Below are 14561 nucleotides of genomic sequence, written 5' to 3' on the forward strand. Positions count from 1 at the left end.
CCCATTCTTCACAGAGTAGTCATCCCGATCACCCCAAGTGGGTTGATTCGTTAAGGTGTTCCCCGGAACACGGAACGGGGGGCGTATGACGTCCGTGCACGAGAAATTGCCGCCCGTCCTCGCGCGGCGGGTCGGCCGGGGCGAGCGGGTCCAGCCGCCGGCGAAGCCGATGTCCTGGGCGATGCTCTCGCGGGCGCTGGCCGTACCGCTCATTCTCGGGTTGGTCTGCTTCCTTCCCGCGGTGATCGCCGCCCAGCCGGGCACCGGCGCGCGCGACACGGCGTACTGGCTGCAGCTCGTGCTGACCTGCTACGCCGGGGCGCGGCTCGCCACGATGATCCTGTCGACCCGGCGGCGGCTTCTCCAGGGTGTCTTCTGGATGTTCGTGTACATCGCGATGGGGGTGGCACCGTTCGCCCAGCTGGTGATCGGCCAGACCCCGACACCGATGGTGGGTCCCCGGTCCGATCTGGTGACGGCGATCTCGCTGATCCTGGTGGGGTGCGCCGCGTTCGATCTCGGTGCGCTGCTCGCCTCCCGGCGCCCGCTGCGCCGTCGTGCGTCGGCGCGCAGCGGGGGCGGGCCCGCCACCGCGCATCGGGTCCGGCTGCGGCTGCTGGTCCTGATCGCGTTCGCGGCGAGCGGCTACTACATCCTCAAGCTCGGCGGACCGGCCATCTTCTTCACCAGCCGCCAGGAGATCAGCGCTTCGGTCGCGGTCAGTTCCGTCGCGTCCTCCGAGTCGAACGTGGGCTCGGCATTCCTCAAGGGGTTCGGTACGGTCCCCGCCCTGCTGGCGCTGCTGTTCTACACCCGGCGGTTGGTGACTTCGCGCCTGGCCCGGCGATCCCCCTCGACGGTGCTGGTCTGGCTGGCGCTTGCACTCGTCAACATCATCGTCAACAACCCCATCTCCAACGCCCGTTACTGGTTCCTGACGGTGCTGGTGTCGCTGCTGTTCACCGCCTTCCCGAGCAGCGCCGCGATGTACCGGTCGGTACTCGCCATGGGAGTGGTGGGGGCTCTGGTGCTGTTCCCGTACGCGGACCGGTTCCGGTACGACGACTCGGGTTACCGACCTGTGCAGTCGTCGTCCGTCTTCGAGCCGCTGGCCACCAAGGACTACGACCAGACGGTCATGTTCGCGAACACCATTTCCTGGGTCGACACCCGCGACCACACGTACGGCCGTCAACTGGCCGGGTCCGCACTGTTCTTCGTGCCCCGGGCGGTGTGGAGCGGCAAGCCGGAGGACACCGGGGTCAGGGTCGGCCAGTGGATGGGGATGAACATGACCAACCTCTCGGCACCGCTGTGGACCGAACTCTGGGTCGACTTCGGGGCACCGGGGATGGTCGGCGGTCTCGCTCTGATCGGGTACGCCGCCACGCGCACCGACCGCCGTTACGCCCCGGCTGTCTCCCGGCACGGCGCCGGGCCCGGGAGCGTGCTGGCGATCGCGGTGCCGCTGATCGCCGGGTACACGTTCATCCTGCTGCGCGGACCGCTGTTGCAGTCCGTCGGAAAGCTCGCCATCGGGGCGCTGTGTCTGGTGCTGATCACGAGCTTCAGAGGCCGGAGCGGACCGCGGGCTCGCTGACCGTCTCCTGCTCGGGAGCCTCGCGGCGGCGCAGCCGGGCCACCCGGGCCCAGGTCGCGACCGCCTTGCAGACGGATCCCAGGCACAGTCCCCAGGCTGCGCCCGGCACGCCCGCACACGCGTAACCGCCCGCCAGGAACGCGACGGCGGCGAGCGAGAACACCACCTGGATCGAGAGCGTGGTGCGCGGGTCGAGCATCCGCAGCGCCAGCAGCCCGCAGGTGCCGACGGCCATCGCCGTGTACTGGCTGCCGGTCGCGGGCAGCAGCGCGGACGCCGCGGGCCAGGTGTCGCCGAGCAGATGCCGGCCCACCGCGTCGGGCAGCAGGGCGAGCGCGGTCGCCCAGGCGGCGGCGGTCGCCGCCAGGACCGCCGCCAGTCCCGCGGTGGCGCGTACCCGGCGCTGTTCCGATCCGAGCCGTCCGAGCAGTGGCGGGCCGAAGCTGGTGGCAGAGGTGAACAGTACGTTCAGCGGTCCGAACAACGTGGTGGCGCCGCGCAGCGCGCCCACCACCAGCGGGTTGCCGAACACACCGAGCCCGAGGACGGAGAGCTGGCTGGTCGCGTTCCCCACGCCGAATTCGACGACGAACCGCCGGCCGAGGTGTCCCCGCCGCACGAGGACCTTCAGCCTCACGGGCCGGCCAGCCACCCGACGGTGCAGCAGCGCGGCGGAGAGCAGCAGCGCGGGCAGCGCCGACATCCCCCACACGGCGACGAGCCGGGCCGCCGAGACGCCGTGCGGCTGCGTGGCGAGCGCGCCGAGCACACACCCCAGCCGCAGCGCGTCGGCGGCCAGCGCCAGGTGCGGCAGATGCAGGGTGGAGAAGGCGTACCGCATGGCGTCCTGTCCGAGGACGACGGGCAGGACCAGCCCCAGCATCATCAGGGCACGCGCGGTGTCCCCCGGCACGAGCAGACAGGCGGCGGCGAGCAGTCCGCCGAGCAGTGCGGCGACGAGCAGGGTGAAGGCGACCGCCGACCGGCAGGCGCCGCGTACCTCGTCGTCGTCACCGCGGCGCAGCACCAGCGGCTGCCCGGTGTAGGCGCCGGAGACCCCCAGCAGCACGGTGAAGACCAGGTAGACCGAGGAGAAGCGGGCGAAGTCGGCCACGGTCGAGAGCCGGGCGGCCGCCACCAGCACCAGGATGTTGGTGAGGGCCGCCACCCCCTGGTCAGCGACGGAGCTGACGACCGCGGTGCGTGCTCTCACCTGTGTCCTGCGGAGGCGTCGAAGGTGCGCAGCCCCAGCGTCTCGGTGGGGTCGCCGGTGAGTTCGGGACTGTCGGGTGCGCCGTGACCGTCCTGCCCGTCGTTGCCCGACCGCCCGCCGCCGCTGCGGCGCCTTCCGGACTTCCGGCGCGCTCTGCGTTCGAGGCGTCCCCGGCCGGGGTGCAGCAGCGTGCCGAGTACGGTGCCGCCGGCCGCGCCGATGATCTCGCGGATCCGTTCCAGGTCGCTGCGGTGCACTTCGCGCGGGTCGCAGACGACTACGACGCCCTCGACGCGGTCGAGCAGCGCCACCGCGTCGGCGTACGACAGCACGGGCGGGGCCAGCACGATGACGACCGCCCCGGGCCGGTCCCCCTCGGCGACGATCCGGCTCACGGGTGCCGAGGTGAGTGCCCGCGGCACGTTGTCGACCCGGCGTCCGGCGATCAGGGTGAAGGCGCCCGAGCCGGGCACGTCCACGTTGGTGCGGCTGTCCGACGGCCAGGTGCGGTCGTCGCCCTCCGCGGCCCAGCGGGGCCTGCCCTGCACGGCCGGGCCGAGGTCACGGGCCAGCGACGGGGTACGCAGGTCGGCCTCGACGAGGAGCACGTCGCGGCCCATCTCGGCGAAGGCCGCTGCCAGGTTGACCGCCGCGGCAGCCGCGGCGTCGTTGTCCCCGCGCGGGGATGTGACCAGCACGCGCCGGCTCCCCTCGAAGGACGGATCGTAGGCCAGCCGGAACGCCACGGCCCGGTACTCCTCCGCGAGCCTGCTTCCGCTGCGCCCGATGGCGAGCAGTGCCGCCGCGGAGCCGCGCTCCCTGGGCAGCGTGCCGAGCAGCGGGGCGCCGAGCGAGCGGACCAGCTCGCGGGTGGAGCGGACCGCCGGGTCGAAGACGAGACGTACCCAGGACAGCAGCAGACCGAGTGCGAGTCCGACGACGGCGCCCAGTCCGAGCAGCAGCGGAAGTCCCGCCCCGGTGGGCCGCTCCGGGGCGACGGGCTTCTTGTTGAGATAGCCGGGCGTGGTGTCGAGGGCGCGCAGCTCCGATATTTTCCGGCTGAGTTCGGAGATCGAGACGACCAGGTTGGCCCGGGCGCTGGTCACGTCGTCGGCGCTGGTCCCTGCCGACTCGCCGGCCAGCTTGTCGCGCTGTTCGGTGAGCGGTTTGAGCTGGGCCCGGTATCCGTCGACCATGTTGTCGATGCTGTTCTCGGTGCGCTCCTTGCGTATCTCCAGATAGGCGTTGGCGAGCGCCTCGGCACGCCGTTTGGCCAGGGCCGGGGTGCGGCCGGTGTACGAGAAGCGCAGCACGAGCGTGTTCGGCGGGTTGGTGACCTGAAGGCCGGAGAGCAGTTTGCCGACCTCCACCCGGTCGTCCTGACGGTCGAGCGACTTGGCGGCGATGGTGCCCACCGCGTCGCTGACGGCGGTCTGCCGCTCGGAGCCGATGTTGATCCCCTTGTCGGCGGAGGCTCCGGCTGCGAAGGGGTCCGAGGTGGCGTTGCGGACGAACACCTCGCCGGTGGCCGTGTAGCTCGCCTCACCGCTCAGGGCGAGCCAGCCGCCGCCGAGCAGCCCGACGACCACCCCCGAGGCGAGGAGCGCGCGATAGCGCAGGAGCTGCCGGAACTGGTCGCGCAGCAGGGCGGGCTCGTCCTGCTCCTCCAGCGCGCGGATCGGATGTGTCATCGGCGTGGTCTCCCTTGTGGGCCATCGAGGACCTCGGTGAGCAGTGCGTCGAACCGGGCGAGGCCCGCTTCGCGGCTGAGGTGGCGTGCGACGTATTCCGGTCCGCGGGCGCCCAGTGCGTCCGCCTCGGCCGGTCCCTCGACGAGCTTGCGTACGGCTGCCAGCAGCGCGCCGGGGTCTTCGGGTGCTACCAGGACGCCGGCGCCGGAGCGGCGCACCTCCTGGGCGGTGCCTCCTTCTTCGGCGACCGAGGCGACGACGGGCCGGCCGGAGACGAAGTACGAGGTGAGTTTGGACGGCACGCTCATGTCGAGCACGGACGCCCGCTGGGTGACGGCGAGGACGTCGGCAGCGGCGAGGACGTCGGTGAACTCGTCCGCGGCGGCGGGCGGCAGGAAGTCGAGGTTGGTCAGGCCGGCCGCGCGCCTGCGCAGTTCCTCGCTCTGGTTGCCGTCTCCCATCAGCACGATGCGCACCTCCGGGGCCAGCCGGGCCGCGTCCACGAGGACGTCGAGCCCCTGTTTGAGCCCCATGTTCCCGGAGTGCAGGACCACCGGGGTCCCTTCGCGCCAGCCGAGCCGGGCCCTGGTGGTGGCGCGGTCGGCCGAAGGTCTCCGCACATGGCTCCAGTTGGGGACCAGACGGATGCGTCCCGGGTCGATGCCGTAGTCGGTGACGCGGGGGACGAAGCTCTCGTGGATGACACCGACCAGGTCGGCGGTGCGGAGCGCGTACCGCTCGGCCCTCGCGGCGACGGCCGCCGCCCTGTCCCCGCCGCGTATGCCGCTCTGCGCGGCGGCGGCGCCCATCAGGTCCTGGACGACGGGTATGTACGGCACCCGGTGGCGGCGGGCCAGCCGGGCGCCGATGACGCCGCCGGCCAGGCTCGGCATCTGCGATATCACCGCGTCCGGACGTCCTCCGGGCGGCGCGAGCAGTCCGTGTGCGAGGACGGTGGCCTCGAAAGCGCCTCTGCGCAGGGCCGTCTGATGGGTCGGCACATAGTGTCTTCGCCGGTGCACCGTGACACCCGCGCGGGCCTCCGCGGTCCGCCACACACCCCGGTATCCCTCGTCGGTGCGCCAGGACGGGTAATGCGGCATGCCGGTCAGCACATGGGTCTCGGCCCCGGACGCGGCCCAGTGTTCGGCGAGCTGGGCGGCGTACGGGCCGATTCCGGTCAGCTCGGGCGCGTAGTTGGTCGAGACCACGAGCAGCCTGCGGTGTTCGAACGGCTTGTGATGATCAGCATCGGACATCGGACGATCGCCTTCCCCCCGGTACACCCTCTGTTCCCTCCAAGGAACAGCCCCAAAAGTGAGCTTATCCGTTCACGTGATGCGCAAGTGGTCTTCACAGTAAGGTCATTGCACCATCAACACCGATACCGATATCCAGCAGGACCGGACAGCTTGTCCGGATACCTGCGACCGGAACACGGACATCACGTTCACCGTGGGGGGAGAGAACGGATGGTGCACAGGGTCGGCTACGCGCCGGGGGTCTACGACCTGTTCCATGTAGGACACCTGAACATCCTGCGGCATGCCCGCAGCCAGTGCGACTACCTGGTGGCGGGGGTCGTCTCGGACGAGATGGCCGCGCTCGCGAAGGGCCATCGGCCGGTGATCCCGCTGCCGGAGCGGCTGGAGATCGTCCGCAGCGTGCGCCACGTGGACGCGGCCTTCGTGGAGACGGTGCCCGACAAGGTCGAGACATGGCAGCAGGTCAGGTTCGACGTGATCTTCAAGGGGGACGACTGGCGGGGCACGGAGAAGGGGAAGCGGCTGGAGCGCGACTTCGCCGAGGTCGGTGTGGAGGTGGTCTACTTCCCGTACACCGTGCACACGTCCAGCACCCAGCTGCGCCGGGCACTGGACACCCTCGTCAGCCCACCGCCCGGAGCGCTTTCAGCTCCCTGAACCACTTGACGAGGAAAGCCACCAGGAACAGCGCGTGGACGGCGGCGAGCACCGCATAGCCCGTCCGGAACGCGGTTCCGTCACCGAACAGCAGGAACACCAGGCAGAACACCCCGTAGTCGGCGGGGAGCAGTGCCACGGCCCGCGCCCGGGACACCTGGGCCGTGGCGCTGCCGGCCGGTGCGGGGAAAGGGGCGGCCTTGCCCAGCTGTTCACGCAGCAGTCCGGCGCAGAAGGTGAGCACCGCGACGAACAGGAAGCCCAGGGGCAGCAGCAGCCAGCCCTCGCCGGGCAGTTCGAAGAACCGGTGGAACGAGATCAGCACAGCGGTGTGCACGAGGATCAGCTTGGCGCAGTCCACCACATGGTCCAGCCACTCGCCGTCGGGTCCGCCACGACCGGTCAGCCGGGCGAGCTGGCCGTCGGCGGAGTCGAAGGCGAAGCCCACGGCGAGTCCCGCGTACACGAGGACGGCCAGTCCCCACGAGGGCCGGACCAGCGCCACCGACGCAAGCGCCGTGAAGGTGAAAGCCGCGCTGATCAAGGTGACTTGATTGGGTGTGAGCCCGGCCCGGAAGGCCAACGCCGCGAGCACCCTGCCGGCCGGCCGGTTCACGTACCGCGAGTAGAGCGACACGCCTTTGGCGGTCTTCTGCGCGCCGCGCAATTCGCGCAGCGCCGTGCCTGTGGATCCCATCCGCCCCCCAGCGTCCAGCCGTTCCCGCAGCGCCGGCGGGGTTCCGCGGGCGCTGCGTCCGGAGCCGCATCATGGCACGGGGGACGGCTGCCACGTGGCCGTTCTCCTCGGTCCGGCCCGTGCCGCCGGGATCTCAGGCCGAAGCGGACCGGCACTCGGGGTGTCCCCAGCCGTTCGGATTCTTCGCGATCATGTCCTTCGCCGCATAGGGCTTTCCGCAATGGCAACGCCCGGCGAACCTGGCCCGGATGGTGCCGCCGGTACGCGCGGAGCGAGCCGTCCCGGCCGCATTGCTCTTCGCCGCCGCCGCGGCGCCGCGTCCCTCGGTGGCCCGGGCGGGTGCGGGCTCGGGCAGCGGGGATCCGTGGGCGGTCCCGGCCGCACGCTGTGCCACAGCCGCCTCGCTGGCCGCCTGGTCGGCGAGGGCGTTGAGCGGGTCCCCGTCCACCTGGTGGGCAGGCACGTAGACGAACGCGACGGTCCGGCCGCTCAGCAACGCGTCGATGCGGACGACCAGTTCCTGGTTGGCGACGGGCTTGCCGGCCGAGGTCTTCCATCCGTTGCGCTTCCACCCCGGCAGCCACTTGGTCACCGCGTTCATCGCGTACTGAGAATCCATCCGCACCTCGGTCTCCACGCCCGGATCCGTGGATTCCAGCAGCTCCTGGAGTGCGGTGAGCTCGGCGACGTTGTTGGTCGCGGTGCCCAGGGGGCCCGCTTCCCAACGCTGCGGCCGCCCCTGCGCATCGGCCACGACCCATGCCCAGGCCGCAGGCCCCGGATTCCCCTTCGATGCCCCGTCGCACGCGGCAATGATGCGCTCGTTCATGCCCCTGATCATGCCAGCGCCCGTGCGACCCCTGAGCACCTGGGGAGGCGGTCACCGTACGTGACGGTTCGGAATGCGGAGACACCGGGACGCTGGTTCTCTGATGGAGCCCGCTCTTCCCTAGCGTCCAAGGAGTGACGATGAGCGTTGCAGGCGAAACCAGTGGCCGTGCCCAGCAGATGCGCGACAAGGCCCGACAGCTGAACGAGGCCGCGGAGCGTGCGACCGACCCGGAGCAGCGTCAGCGGCTCCAGGAGAAGGCACGGAAGCTGCAGGAGCAGAGCGAGCAGCTCGGCGGCATGGCCGGCGGCGACATGCGCGGGTCCAAGTAGCAGCCGCACCAAGCGAACACAGCCGATGGTCTGCCGCTCTTCCATGAGTGAGTGGCAGGCCATCGGCCTGTTCCGGGTGCGGCGCGACCGTCCGCCGGACCGGCACGGCCCTCAGGGCGTCGTGATCCGCACCGCCCGGTCCTCCACCTTGTCGTCGGTGGCCTCCGGTTCGGGCCGCCGGCTCAGGGCTCCGGGCCACCATGCGGTGCGCCCGATGTCACGGACCAGGGCGGGTACCAGCAGGGATCGGACGACAAGGGTGTCCAGCAGGACCCCGAAGGAGACGATGAACGCGATCTGGACCATGAAGGCCAGCGGGATCACCCCGAGGGCGGCGAAGGTCGCGGCCAGCACCACACCGGCCGAGGTGATGACCCCACCGGTGGTGACGAGTCCACGCAGTACGCCCTGCCGGGTCCCGTGGATCAGCGACTCCTCCCGCACCCGGGACATCAGGAAGATGTTGTAGTCGACGCCCAGGGCCACCAGGAAGACGAATCCGTACAGCGGGACGGAGGCGTCGGTGCCGGTGAAGCCGAACACGTGCTGGAACACGAGCGAGGAAACACCGAGCGTGGCGACGAAGTTGAGTGCCACGGTCGCGACCAGCAGCACCGGCATCAGCAGGGAGCGCAGCAGGGCGATCAGGATGACGAGGATGATCGCGAGGACGACGGGGACGATGATGTTGCGGTCGTGCTCCGCGGTCCGCCGGGTGTCGTACCGCTGCGCGGTGTAGCCGCCGACGAGCGCGTCGGCCCCGGGCACCTCGTGCACGGCGTCGCGCAGTCGGGTGACGGTCTCCTTCGCGGCGTCGCTGTCGGCCGCGTCCCGCAGTGTGGCGTCGATCCGGACCCGCCCGTCGACGACGAGCGGAGGGCCGTCCCCGGGCCGGCCGGAGCGGGTCACGGCGGACACGTCGGCGACGCCTTCGGTGCGTTCCGCCGCCGTGGTCACCTGTTCCAGGCGGTCCGCGTCCGCGATCACGACGGCGGGGTTCCCGGACCCGCCCGGAAAGTGCCTGCCCAGCGTCTGCTGGGCGGCGACCGAAGGCGCGTCGTTGACGAAGAGCTCGTCCAGCGGCACACCCTTCGAATTCAGCGTGGGCGCGAAGGCCGCGCACGCCAGCAGGCCGATCAGCGTCACGGCCCACACCTTGCGCGGCGCCCGGTCCACGAGGGCGGCGATCCGTGACCAGATGCCCGGTCCCCCGGTCCGGTCTCCTGTCTGCTTCGGCCTGGCCGGCCAGTACGCGGACCTGCCGAGCAGCACCAGCATGGCGGGCAGGAAGGTCAGCGCGCTGAGCACCGCACAGACGATGCCGATCGCGCCGACCGGTCCGAGCGCACGGTTGTTGGTCAGATCGCTGATGAGCAGGGCGAGCAGCCCGAGCGCGACCGTGGCGGCGCTGGCGAGGACCGGCCCGGCCGAACGGTGGAGTGCCGCTCGCATGGCGGTCCACCGGTCCGCGTGCAGCGTCAGCTCCTCGCGGAAGCGCGCGGTGACCAGGAGGGCGTAGTCGGTGGCCGCACCGATCACGAGAATCGACAGGATGCCCTGGACCTGGCCGTCCACCCGGACGACGCCGTGATCGGCGAGGACGTACACCACCGCGCAGGCCGCACCCAGGGAGAAGACCGCCCCGACGATGATGACCAGCGGCAGCAGCACGCTGCGGTAGACCAGCAGCAGAATCACCAGCACGGTCGCCAGGGCGACGCCGAGCAGCAGACCGTCGATTCCGGCGAAGGCGTGCCCCAGGTCGGCCTGGCTGGCCGCCACCCCCGCCACCTGCACCTTCGTCCCCTGGACGCCGCCCGCGGCCTTCTCGATCCGCGCGAGCGCGTCGGCCAGGCCGTCGCCGAGGTCGGGCCGGAGCCGGACGACCCCTTCCAGTGCCTGGCCGTCCTCGGAGCGCAGAGCCGGGGAAACTTCGCCGACCACTCCCGGGCTGCCCTTGAGCGAGGCGAGGGCGCGCGTGGCGGCCTGCTGCTGTGTCGGGCCGAGCCCCGCACCCGGCTGCTCCGCGGCCGTCCACACGACGACGGCGGGCAGTGTCGCCTGCCCCCGGAACGCCTGTTGCGCGGCGGCCACCTTGGTGGATTCGGCGCTCTGCGGCAGGAAGGCGGCCTGGTCGTTCGTGGCGACCTCGCCGAGCTTCCCCGCGTACGGGCCGAGTACGCCCCCGACGCCGAGCCACACGATGACGAGAAACACGGGGATCAGCCAGCGAACGGGCCTCGATCCAGTGGTCATGGCACTCCCGAGCCTATGCGGTACATCTCAACGATTAACTATCTCGATGATTGAACTACCTTGGCCGCACGGGTCCGGTGACCCGGTGGCCCGGCGACTGCTACAGACAGCTCTTCCACCGCGGCACGGGAATGGCCGGGAGGCGCGCCGGTGAGGCCCGGCAGCGGCTGTTCAACGACGGGGCGCGGATGCTCCGAGCCGGGAGAGTTCCTCGTTCATCAGCGTGAGGAACCGCAGAGCCGCGCTCAGCTCCCCCTCGTCCGAGGTGGCGCGGGCACGCGCGGCGGCCTCCGCCAGCGGCCTGAAGAACGTACGGGCGGCCGGCTTCGCCGACGGCGCGTAGTGCAGGTGCACCACCCTGCGGTCCGTGCTCTCCCGGGAGCGCCGGATGTGTCCGGCCCGCTCCAGCCGGTCCACACAGGCGGTGACGGCTCCGGAGGTCAGTCCCAGATGTTCGCGCAGCCGTCCGGGCGTCATGGGTTCGTCCGCGTCCAGGATCGCCCCCAGCGCCTGCACGTCCGTCGCGTGGAGCCCCTGGTCGTGGGCGAAGGCGTGGACGAGGCGATTGATCTCACCGGTCATCCGGCGCAGCTGCACGGCGAGTGACTGGAGCTCGGCCGCCCCGTTCTCGTCGGCACGGGAAACATCTCGAGCGTCTGCACTGTCCACGCCCACATAGTAGGTCGGCGCCTTCCTCGGCGATCCGGCCCGTGCCAGGGGCGGAGACGACGTGCTGGGGTCGGCCACGACGTCGAGGACGATCCATGGGGCGAAGGGGAAGGACAGGTTTCCGCCCCGGTTCCCGGGCTTCGCTCGAGTCGCCGGGCACCTCCCCCGTGTCTCCCGGCATGGCTCCGCGCCGCTCATCCATCCTGCGGCCGGCGCCGGGCGGCCGCATCCCGCGCAGCGGGCCGCCCCGGGCCCGCGTGTACCCCCGTTGCAGCGCCCCCACGGCGGCGCTTCAATGAAGGGGCGCCAGGCCGCCATGAGGAGGTCGTCATGACGACATTTGCCGCGCAGTCCTTCGACCCTGCTCGGGTCGCGCATCTGTCCGGGCGGTTCGCCCCGGTCACCGCCGAGGTGGACGAGGCCGACCTGGACGTCGTGGGTGAGCTGCCCGCCGATCTGGACGGGCTGTTCCTGCGCAACGGCCCCAACCCCCGCTTCAGTCCGATCGGTTCGTACCTGTACCCGATCGACGGCGACGGGATGCTGCACGGCGTGTGGATATCGGGCGGCCGGGCCAGGTACCGCAACCGCTTCGTCCGCACACCCGCCGTCGTCGCCGAGGAACAGGCGGGCCGGGCCCTGTGGGGCGGTCTGGAATCGATGATTCTGCCGAAGACACCTGACGTCTCCCCCGAACTCGCCGGCACGTTCCGGGACCTGCCCGACATCAACGTGGTCCGCCACGCCGGACGCCTTCTCGCACTCGCCGAGTCCGACTGCCCGTTCCGGATGGGTCCGGACCTGGACACCATCGGCAGGGAGACCTTCGGCGGAGCCCTTCCCGCGGGCATCACGGCCCATCCGAAGATCGATCCGCTCACCGGCGAGATGCTGGTCTTCTGCTACACCCTGGAGCCCCCGTTCCTCACCTGGTCGGTCATCGGGCCCACCGGGACGGTCATCGGCGGCCCCACTCCGGTCCACGGCGTCGACGAGCCCCTGATGATCCACGACATGGCGCTGACCGCACGATTCCTGGTCCTCGTAATGGCGCCGGTCTTCTTCGACATCGAAGCGGCGACGAGCGGCGGCGCCATGATCACTTGGCGGCCCGAGCGGGGCACCCGTGTGGCGCTGATCCCCCGCGACGGCGGACCGGTGCGGTGGGCGCACGACGAAGCGTTCTGGCTCTGGCACACGGTGAACGCGTACGACACCGTCCCCGGTGACGGCGATGTCGTGCTGGAGTACGTCCAGTGGGCCCATCTCGCTCTGGGCGCCCCCGGCCAGGACGAACGGCCGAATCCCGGCGGCCTGGTGAGGGCGGTCGTCGATCCGTTCGGCGGCACCATGCACCGCACGCAACTGGACGACTCACGCATCGAACTCCCGCGGATCGACGATCGCCTGATCGGCCGTCAGCACCGTTGGATCGCCGTGGCCTCGGGTACCGGTGCGGTCGGCCTGCTCCCCGGCGAGTACGACGCCATCCGCTGGTACGACACCGAGGACGGCACGGGCGCCTCGCTGCTGTGGCGGGCCGGCGACCTGTCGGTCGGCGAACCCGTCTTCGCCCCCGCCCCGGGGGACGGTTCCGGCGGCTACTGGATGACGTACGCCACCGACCGTACCGACGCGAGCAGCTGGCTGCTTGTGATCCCAGCGGACGCGCCGTCCGCAGGTCCGGTCGCGCGGGTCCGTATCCCCGTGAGGGTCCCGTTGGGCCTCCACGGCAACTGGCTCCCCACCGAGGAGCACTCGCTCGTTCCGTGACCGGGAAGGCGGGCCGTCACAGCGCTCGGCCGTAGGCCTCGCGGCCGAGCGGCGCACGCCCGCCGACCTCCGCGCCATCCGTCGGGCACTGACCGGACGGGGCGCGGACGGACAGACCCTCGAAGGTCACGTGGACGCGAGTTGTTCGACGGTTTCGTGCCACGCGTGCGGAAGGCGATGCTCGACATGTTGAAGATCCGCCCGCTCGCCTCGCCGGAAGCCGACCACGCTGCACATGCGGCACTCGTCCAGGCCATCGCGGATCGCGACTCCCGTGCGGCCGGTGAGCTCAGCCGCTCGCATCTGACAGCGCTGAAGGCGGCGTTCGCATGATCGAGGCGCCCCGCACACCGCCGTGTCCAGTGGTCGAACCGAGGGACGTCACGTTCCGGCGCGAGGCCAAGGAGATCCTCCATCAGGCCGGCCTCACCGTACGCGCAGGAGAGCACTGGGCACTGCTGGGCCCCAACGGGGCGGGAAAGAGCACGATCCTCGGGCTCTGCGGTGCGCTCAATCATCCGACGTCGGGCACGGTTCATGTCCTCGGCAAGCAGATCGGCCGAGTGGAGCTGCAGGAACTCCGCCGAGCGATCGGCCATGTCAACCCGCGCCACCCGCTGCGCTCGCCCCTCACCGTCCGCCAGGTGATCCTGACCGGCCTCACCGGATCGATCGAGGCCCCGCCGCGCCGGCGCGCAGGCAGAGAAGACCTCGACCACCCACCACCTCGAAGAACTCCCCGCCACAACCACGCACGCACTGCTGCTCAGAGCGGGACGGATCGTCGCCGCAGGCCCGGCCACAACGGTCGTCACGACCGAGAACGTGTCCGCGGCCTTCGAGCACTCCGTCCACGTGCACCATCACGAGGGACGCTGGGCTGCCCGCGCGGCCCGAGGGACGTGTCCAGCCGAGGTGAGCCCAGAAGGGGCAGGGGCTCCGGGGGCGTTGTCGGCGGTCCGCCCGGCAACTCTCAGTAAACGACGGCTACGCGCGGGGCCGGGCGCAACAAGCCCGGATGGCCGTGTGCCTTCCAGGTCCGTCGCCCGGCCCCGCGCCGGATCAGGACGCTCAGGATTCGGTACGCTCGGTGACCGAGCGTACCTGCGGCGTTCCGAGCACCTGGTGTCCCCCGGTGGCGAGCATCCGGACCTCGCCCAGGTCGCTGATCTCCGCGCGGACGATGCCCGTCTCGTCCTCGTAGATGGGATAGCCGCCGGCCCCCTCTTTCGCGGTACGCCGCACGATCACGGTGTCGTCCGCGACGGCTGCCGCCTGGAATACCAGCTCGTAACTTTCCGGGTAATCCATAGGGTGCTCCGGACCTGATAGGCGGTGGTGAGTGCCGTTCCTACAGTCCTTCATTGTCTCCCACAGCCGCCCACCGTGCCTCGAGAGAGGATTCGGAGCGGTGGAGGCCGTGGCCCCGTCCGCGTCCGCACCGCCGCTCACCCGGGCGGGCAACGCGGCGAATCCGTCCCCTGAGGGCTTGCAGATCATTAACACGTTGTCTTGATCTTGTTGTTGGGTTCGCTGGTCAAGGTGCGGACCCGGGCTTGGAGGATCGTGAGGGCCGCGG

At 70.9% G+C, this 14561-nt stretch carries 13 protein-coding genes and 1 pseudogene; 6 read left to right on the forward strand and 8 right to left on the reverse strand.

Translation table 11 applies throughout. The annotated features are described in order from the left end of the window. Positions 1-85 precede the first annotated feature (85 nt). On the forward strand, positions 86-1600 hold the full coding sequence (locus ACFVXE_RS30075; RefSeq protein ID WP_389675893.1) for a hypothetical protein: 1515 nt from the start codon (positions 86-88) through the stop codon (positions 1598-1600). Here ACFVXE_RS30075 and ACFVXE_RS30080 read toward each other — a convergent pair. Genes ACFVXE_RS30080 through ACFVXE_RS30090 form a run of 3 tightly spaced genes read right to left on the reverse strand, consistent with a single transcriptional unit; the run spans position 1569 to position 5763 of the window. Next, positions 1569-2813, reverse strand: coding sequence for a hypothetical protein (locus ACFVXE_RS30080; RefSeq protein ID WP_389675895.1), 1245 nt, complete (start codon positions 2811-2813; stop codon positions 1569-1571). The two genes, ACFVXE_RS30075 and ACFVXE_RS30080, sit on opposite strands and share 32 nt — an antisense overlap. After that, a complete protein-coding gene (locus ACFVXE_RS30085) occupies positions 2810-4504 on the reverse strand; it encodes a lipopolysaccharide biosynthesis protein (RefSeq protein WP_389675897.1) in 1695 nt (564 codons plus the stop codon). Before ACFVXE_RS30085 ends, ACFVXE_RS30080 begins: the two co-directional genes overlap by 4 nt. Continuing rightward, a complete protein-coding gene (locus tag ACFVXE_RS30090) occupies positions 4501-5763 on the reverse strand; it encodes a glycosyltransferase (RefSeq protein ID WP_389675899.1) in 1263 nt (420 codons plus the stop codon). Before ACFVXE_RS30090 ends, ACFVXE_RS30085 begins: the two co-directional genes overlap by 4 nt. A gap of 213 nt (positions 5764-5976) precedes the next feature. On the opposite strand from ACFVXE_RS30090, the gene ACFVXE_RS30095 reads away from it, so the two are divergent. Continuing rightward, on the forward strand, positions 5977-6426 hold the full coding sequence (locus tag ACFVXE_RS30095) for an adenylyltransferase/cytidyltransferase family protein (RefSeq protein WP_389675900.1): 450 nt from the start codon (positions 5977-5979) through the stop codon (positions 6424-6426). Here ACFVXE_RS30095 and ACFVXE_RS30100 read toward each other — a convergent pair. Both ACFVXE_RS30100 and ACFVXE_RS30105 read right to left on the reverse strand, forming a co-directional pair. Beyond that, a complete protein-coding gene (locus ACFVXE_RS30100; RefSeq protein ID WP_389675901.1) occupies positions 6392-7123 on the reverse strand; it encodes a CDP-alcohol phosphatidyltransferase family protein in 732 nt (243 codons plus the stop codon). The two genes, ACFVXE_RS30095 and ACFVXE_RS30100, sit on opposite strands and share 35 nt — an antisense overlap. 133 nt (positions 7124-7256) lie before the next feature. After that, a complete protein-coding gene (locus tag ACFVXE_RS30105; protein ID WP_389675902.1) occupies positions 7257-7952 on the reverse strand; it encodes a ribonuclease H in 696 nt (231 codons plus the stop codon). A gap of 140 nt (positions 7953-8092) precedes the next feature. Here ACFVXE_RS30105 and ACFVXE_RS30110 point away from each other — a divergent pair, with 140 nt between their 5' ends. Next, on the forward strand, positions 8093-8284 hold the full coding sequence (locus ACFVXE_RS30110) for a DUF6381 family protein (RefSeq protein WP_389675904.1): 192 nt from the start codon (positions 8093-8095) through the stop codon (positions 8282-8284). Positions 8285-8395: 111 nt separating this feature from the next. On the opposite strand, the gene ACFVXE_RS30115 is transcribed toward ACFVXE_RS30110, so the two are convergent. Together ACFVXE_RS30115 and ACFVXE_RS30120 are read right to left on the reverse strand one after the other, a co-directional pair. Next, positions 8396-10540, reverse strand: a complete 2145-nt coding sequence (locus ACFVXE_RS30115; protein WP_389675906.1) for an MMPL family transporter — start codon at positions 10538-10540, stop codon at positions 8396-8398. 171 nt (positions 10541-10711) lie between these two features. After that, positions 10712-11209 (reverse strand): MarR family winged helix-turn-helix transcriptional regulator, encoded by a 498-nt coding sequence (locus ACFVXE_RS30120; RefSeq protein WP_389675908.1) that lies wholly within the window; start codon positions 11207-11209, stop codon positions 10712-10714. A 330-nt stretch (positions 11210-11539) separates the two neighbouring features. Here ACFVXE_RS30120 and ACFVXE_RS30125 point away from each other — a divergent pair, with 330 nt between their 5' ends. The 3 genes and pseudogenes from ACFVXE_RS30125 to ACFVXE_RS30135 form a co-directional block, all read left to right on the forward strand. Further along, the gene (locus ACFVXE_RS30125) at positions 11540-12982 is read left to right on the forward strand and encodes a carotenoid oxygenase family protein (protein ID WP_389675910.1); all 1443 of its coding nucleotides are present in this window, start codon (positions 11540-11542) and stop codon (positions 12980-12982) included. A 186-nt stretch (positions 12983-13168) separates the two neighbouring features. Continuing rightward, the gene (locus tag ACFVXE_RS30130) at positions 13169-13315 is read left to right on the forward strand and encodes a hypothetical protein (RefSeq protein ID WP_389675911.1); all 147 of its coding nucleotides are present in this window, start codon (positions 13169-13171) and stop codon (positions 13313-13315) included. Further along, positions 13312-13879 (forward strand): annotated as a pseudogene (locus ACFVXE_RS30135) (ATP-binding cassette domain-containing protein); the annotation flags it as partial. The gene ACFVXE_RS30130 and the pseudogene ACFVXE_RS30135, both read left to right, overlap by 4 nt. 174 nt (positions 13880-14053) lie before the next feature. Here the strand turns inward: ACFVXE_RS30135 and ACFVXE_RS30140 are convergent. Beyond that, positions 14054-14293: a DUF6296 family protein gene (locus ACFVXE_RS30140; RefSeq protein WP_389675914.1), complete on the reverse strand. Its 240-nt coding sequence runs from the start codon at positions 14291-14293 to the stop codon at positions 14054-14056. Positions 14294-14561: the final 268 nt, after the last annotated feature.

It is taken from the genome of Streptomyces sp. NPDC058231 (genome assembly GCF_042882275.1).
Classification (GTDB): Bacteria; Actinomycetota; Actinomycetes; order Streptomycetales; family Streptomycetaceae; genus Streptomyces.

What these genes read in the sequence shown, in the direction of transcription:
- ACFVXE_RS30075 (WP_389675893.1), top strand. Translation starts at nt 86, where the DNA reads ATGACGTCCGTGCACGAGAAATTGCCGCCCGTCCTCGCGCGGCGGGTC.
- ACFVXE_RS30085 (WP_389675897.1), bottom strand. Translation starts at nt 4,504, where the DNA reads ATGACACATCCGATCCGCGCGCTGGAGGAGCAGGACGAGCCCGCCCTG.
- ACFVXE_RS30090 (WP_389675899.1), bottom strand. Translation starts at nt 5,763, where the DNA reads ATGTCCGATGCTGATCATCACAAGCCGTTCGAACACCGCAGGCTGCTC.
- ACFVXE_RS30095 (WP_389675900.1), top strand. Translation starts at nt 5,977, where the DNA reads ATGGTGCACAGGGTCGGCTACGCGCCGGGGGTCTACGACCTGTTCCAT.
- ACFVXE_RS30100 (WP_389675901.1), bottom strand. Translation starts at nt 7,123, where the DNA reads ATGGGATCCACAGGCACGGCGCTGCGCGAATTGCGCGGCGCGCAGAAG.
- ACFVXE_RS30105 (WP_389675902.1), bottom strand. Translation starts at nt 7,952, where the DNA reads ATGAACGAGCGCATCATTGCCGCGTGCGACGGGGCATCGAAGGGGAAT.
- ACFVXE_RS30110 (WP_389675904.1), top strand. Translation starts at nt 8,093, where the DNA reads ATGAGCGTTGCAGGCGAAACCAGTGGCCGTGCCCAGCAGATGCGCGAC.
- ACFVXE_RS30115 (WP_389675906.1), bottom strand. Translation starts at nt 10,540, where the DNA reads ATGACCACTGGATCGAGGCCCGTTCGCTGGCTGATCCCCGTGTTTCTC.
- ACFVXE_RS30125 (WP_389675910.1), top strand. Translation starts at nt 11,540, where the DNA reads ATGACGACATTTGCCGCGCAGTCCTTCGACCCTGCTCGGGTCGCGCAT.
- ACFVXE_RS30130 (WP_389675911.1), top strand. Translation starts at nt 13,169, where the DNA reads ATGTTGAAGATCCGCCCGCTCGCCTCGCCGGAAGCCGACCACGCTGCA.
- ACFVXE_RS30140 (WP_389675914.1), bottom strand. Translation starts at nt 14,293, where the DNA reads ATGGATTACCCGGAAAGTTACGAGCTGGTATTCCAGGCGGCAGCCGTC.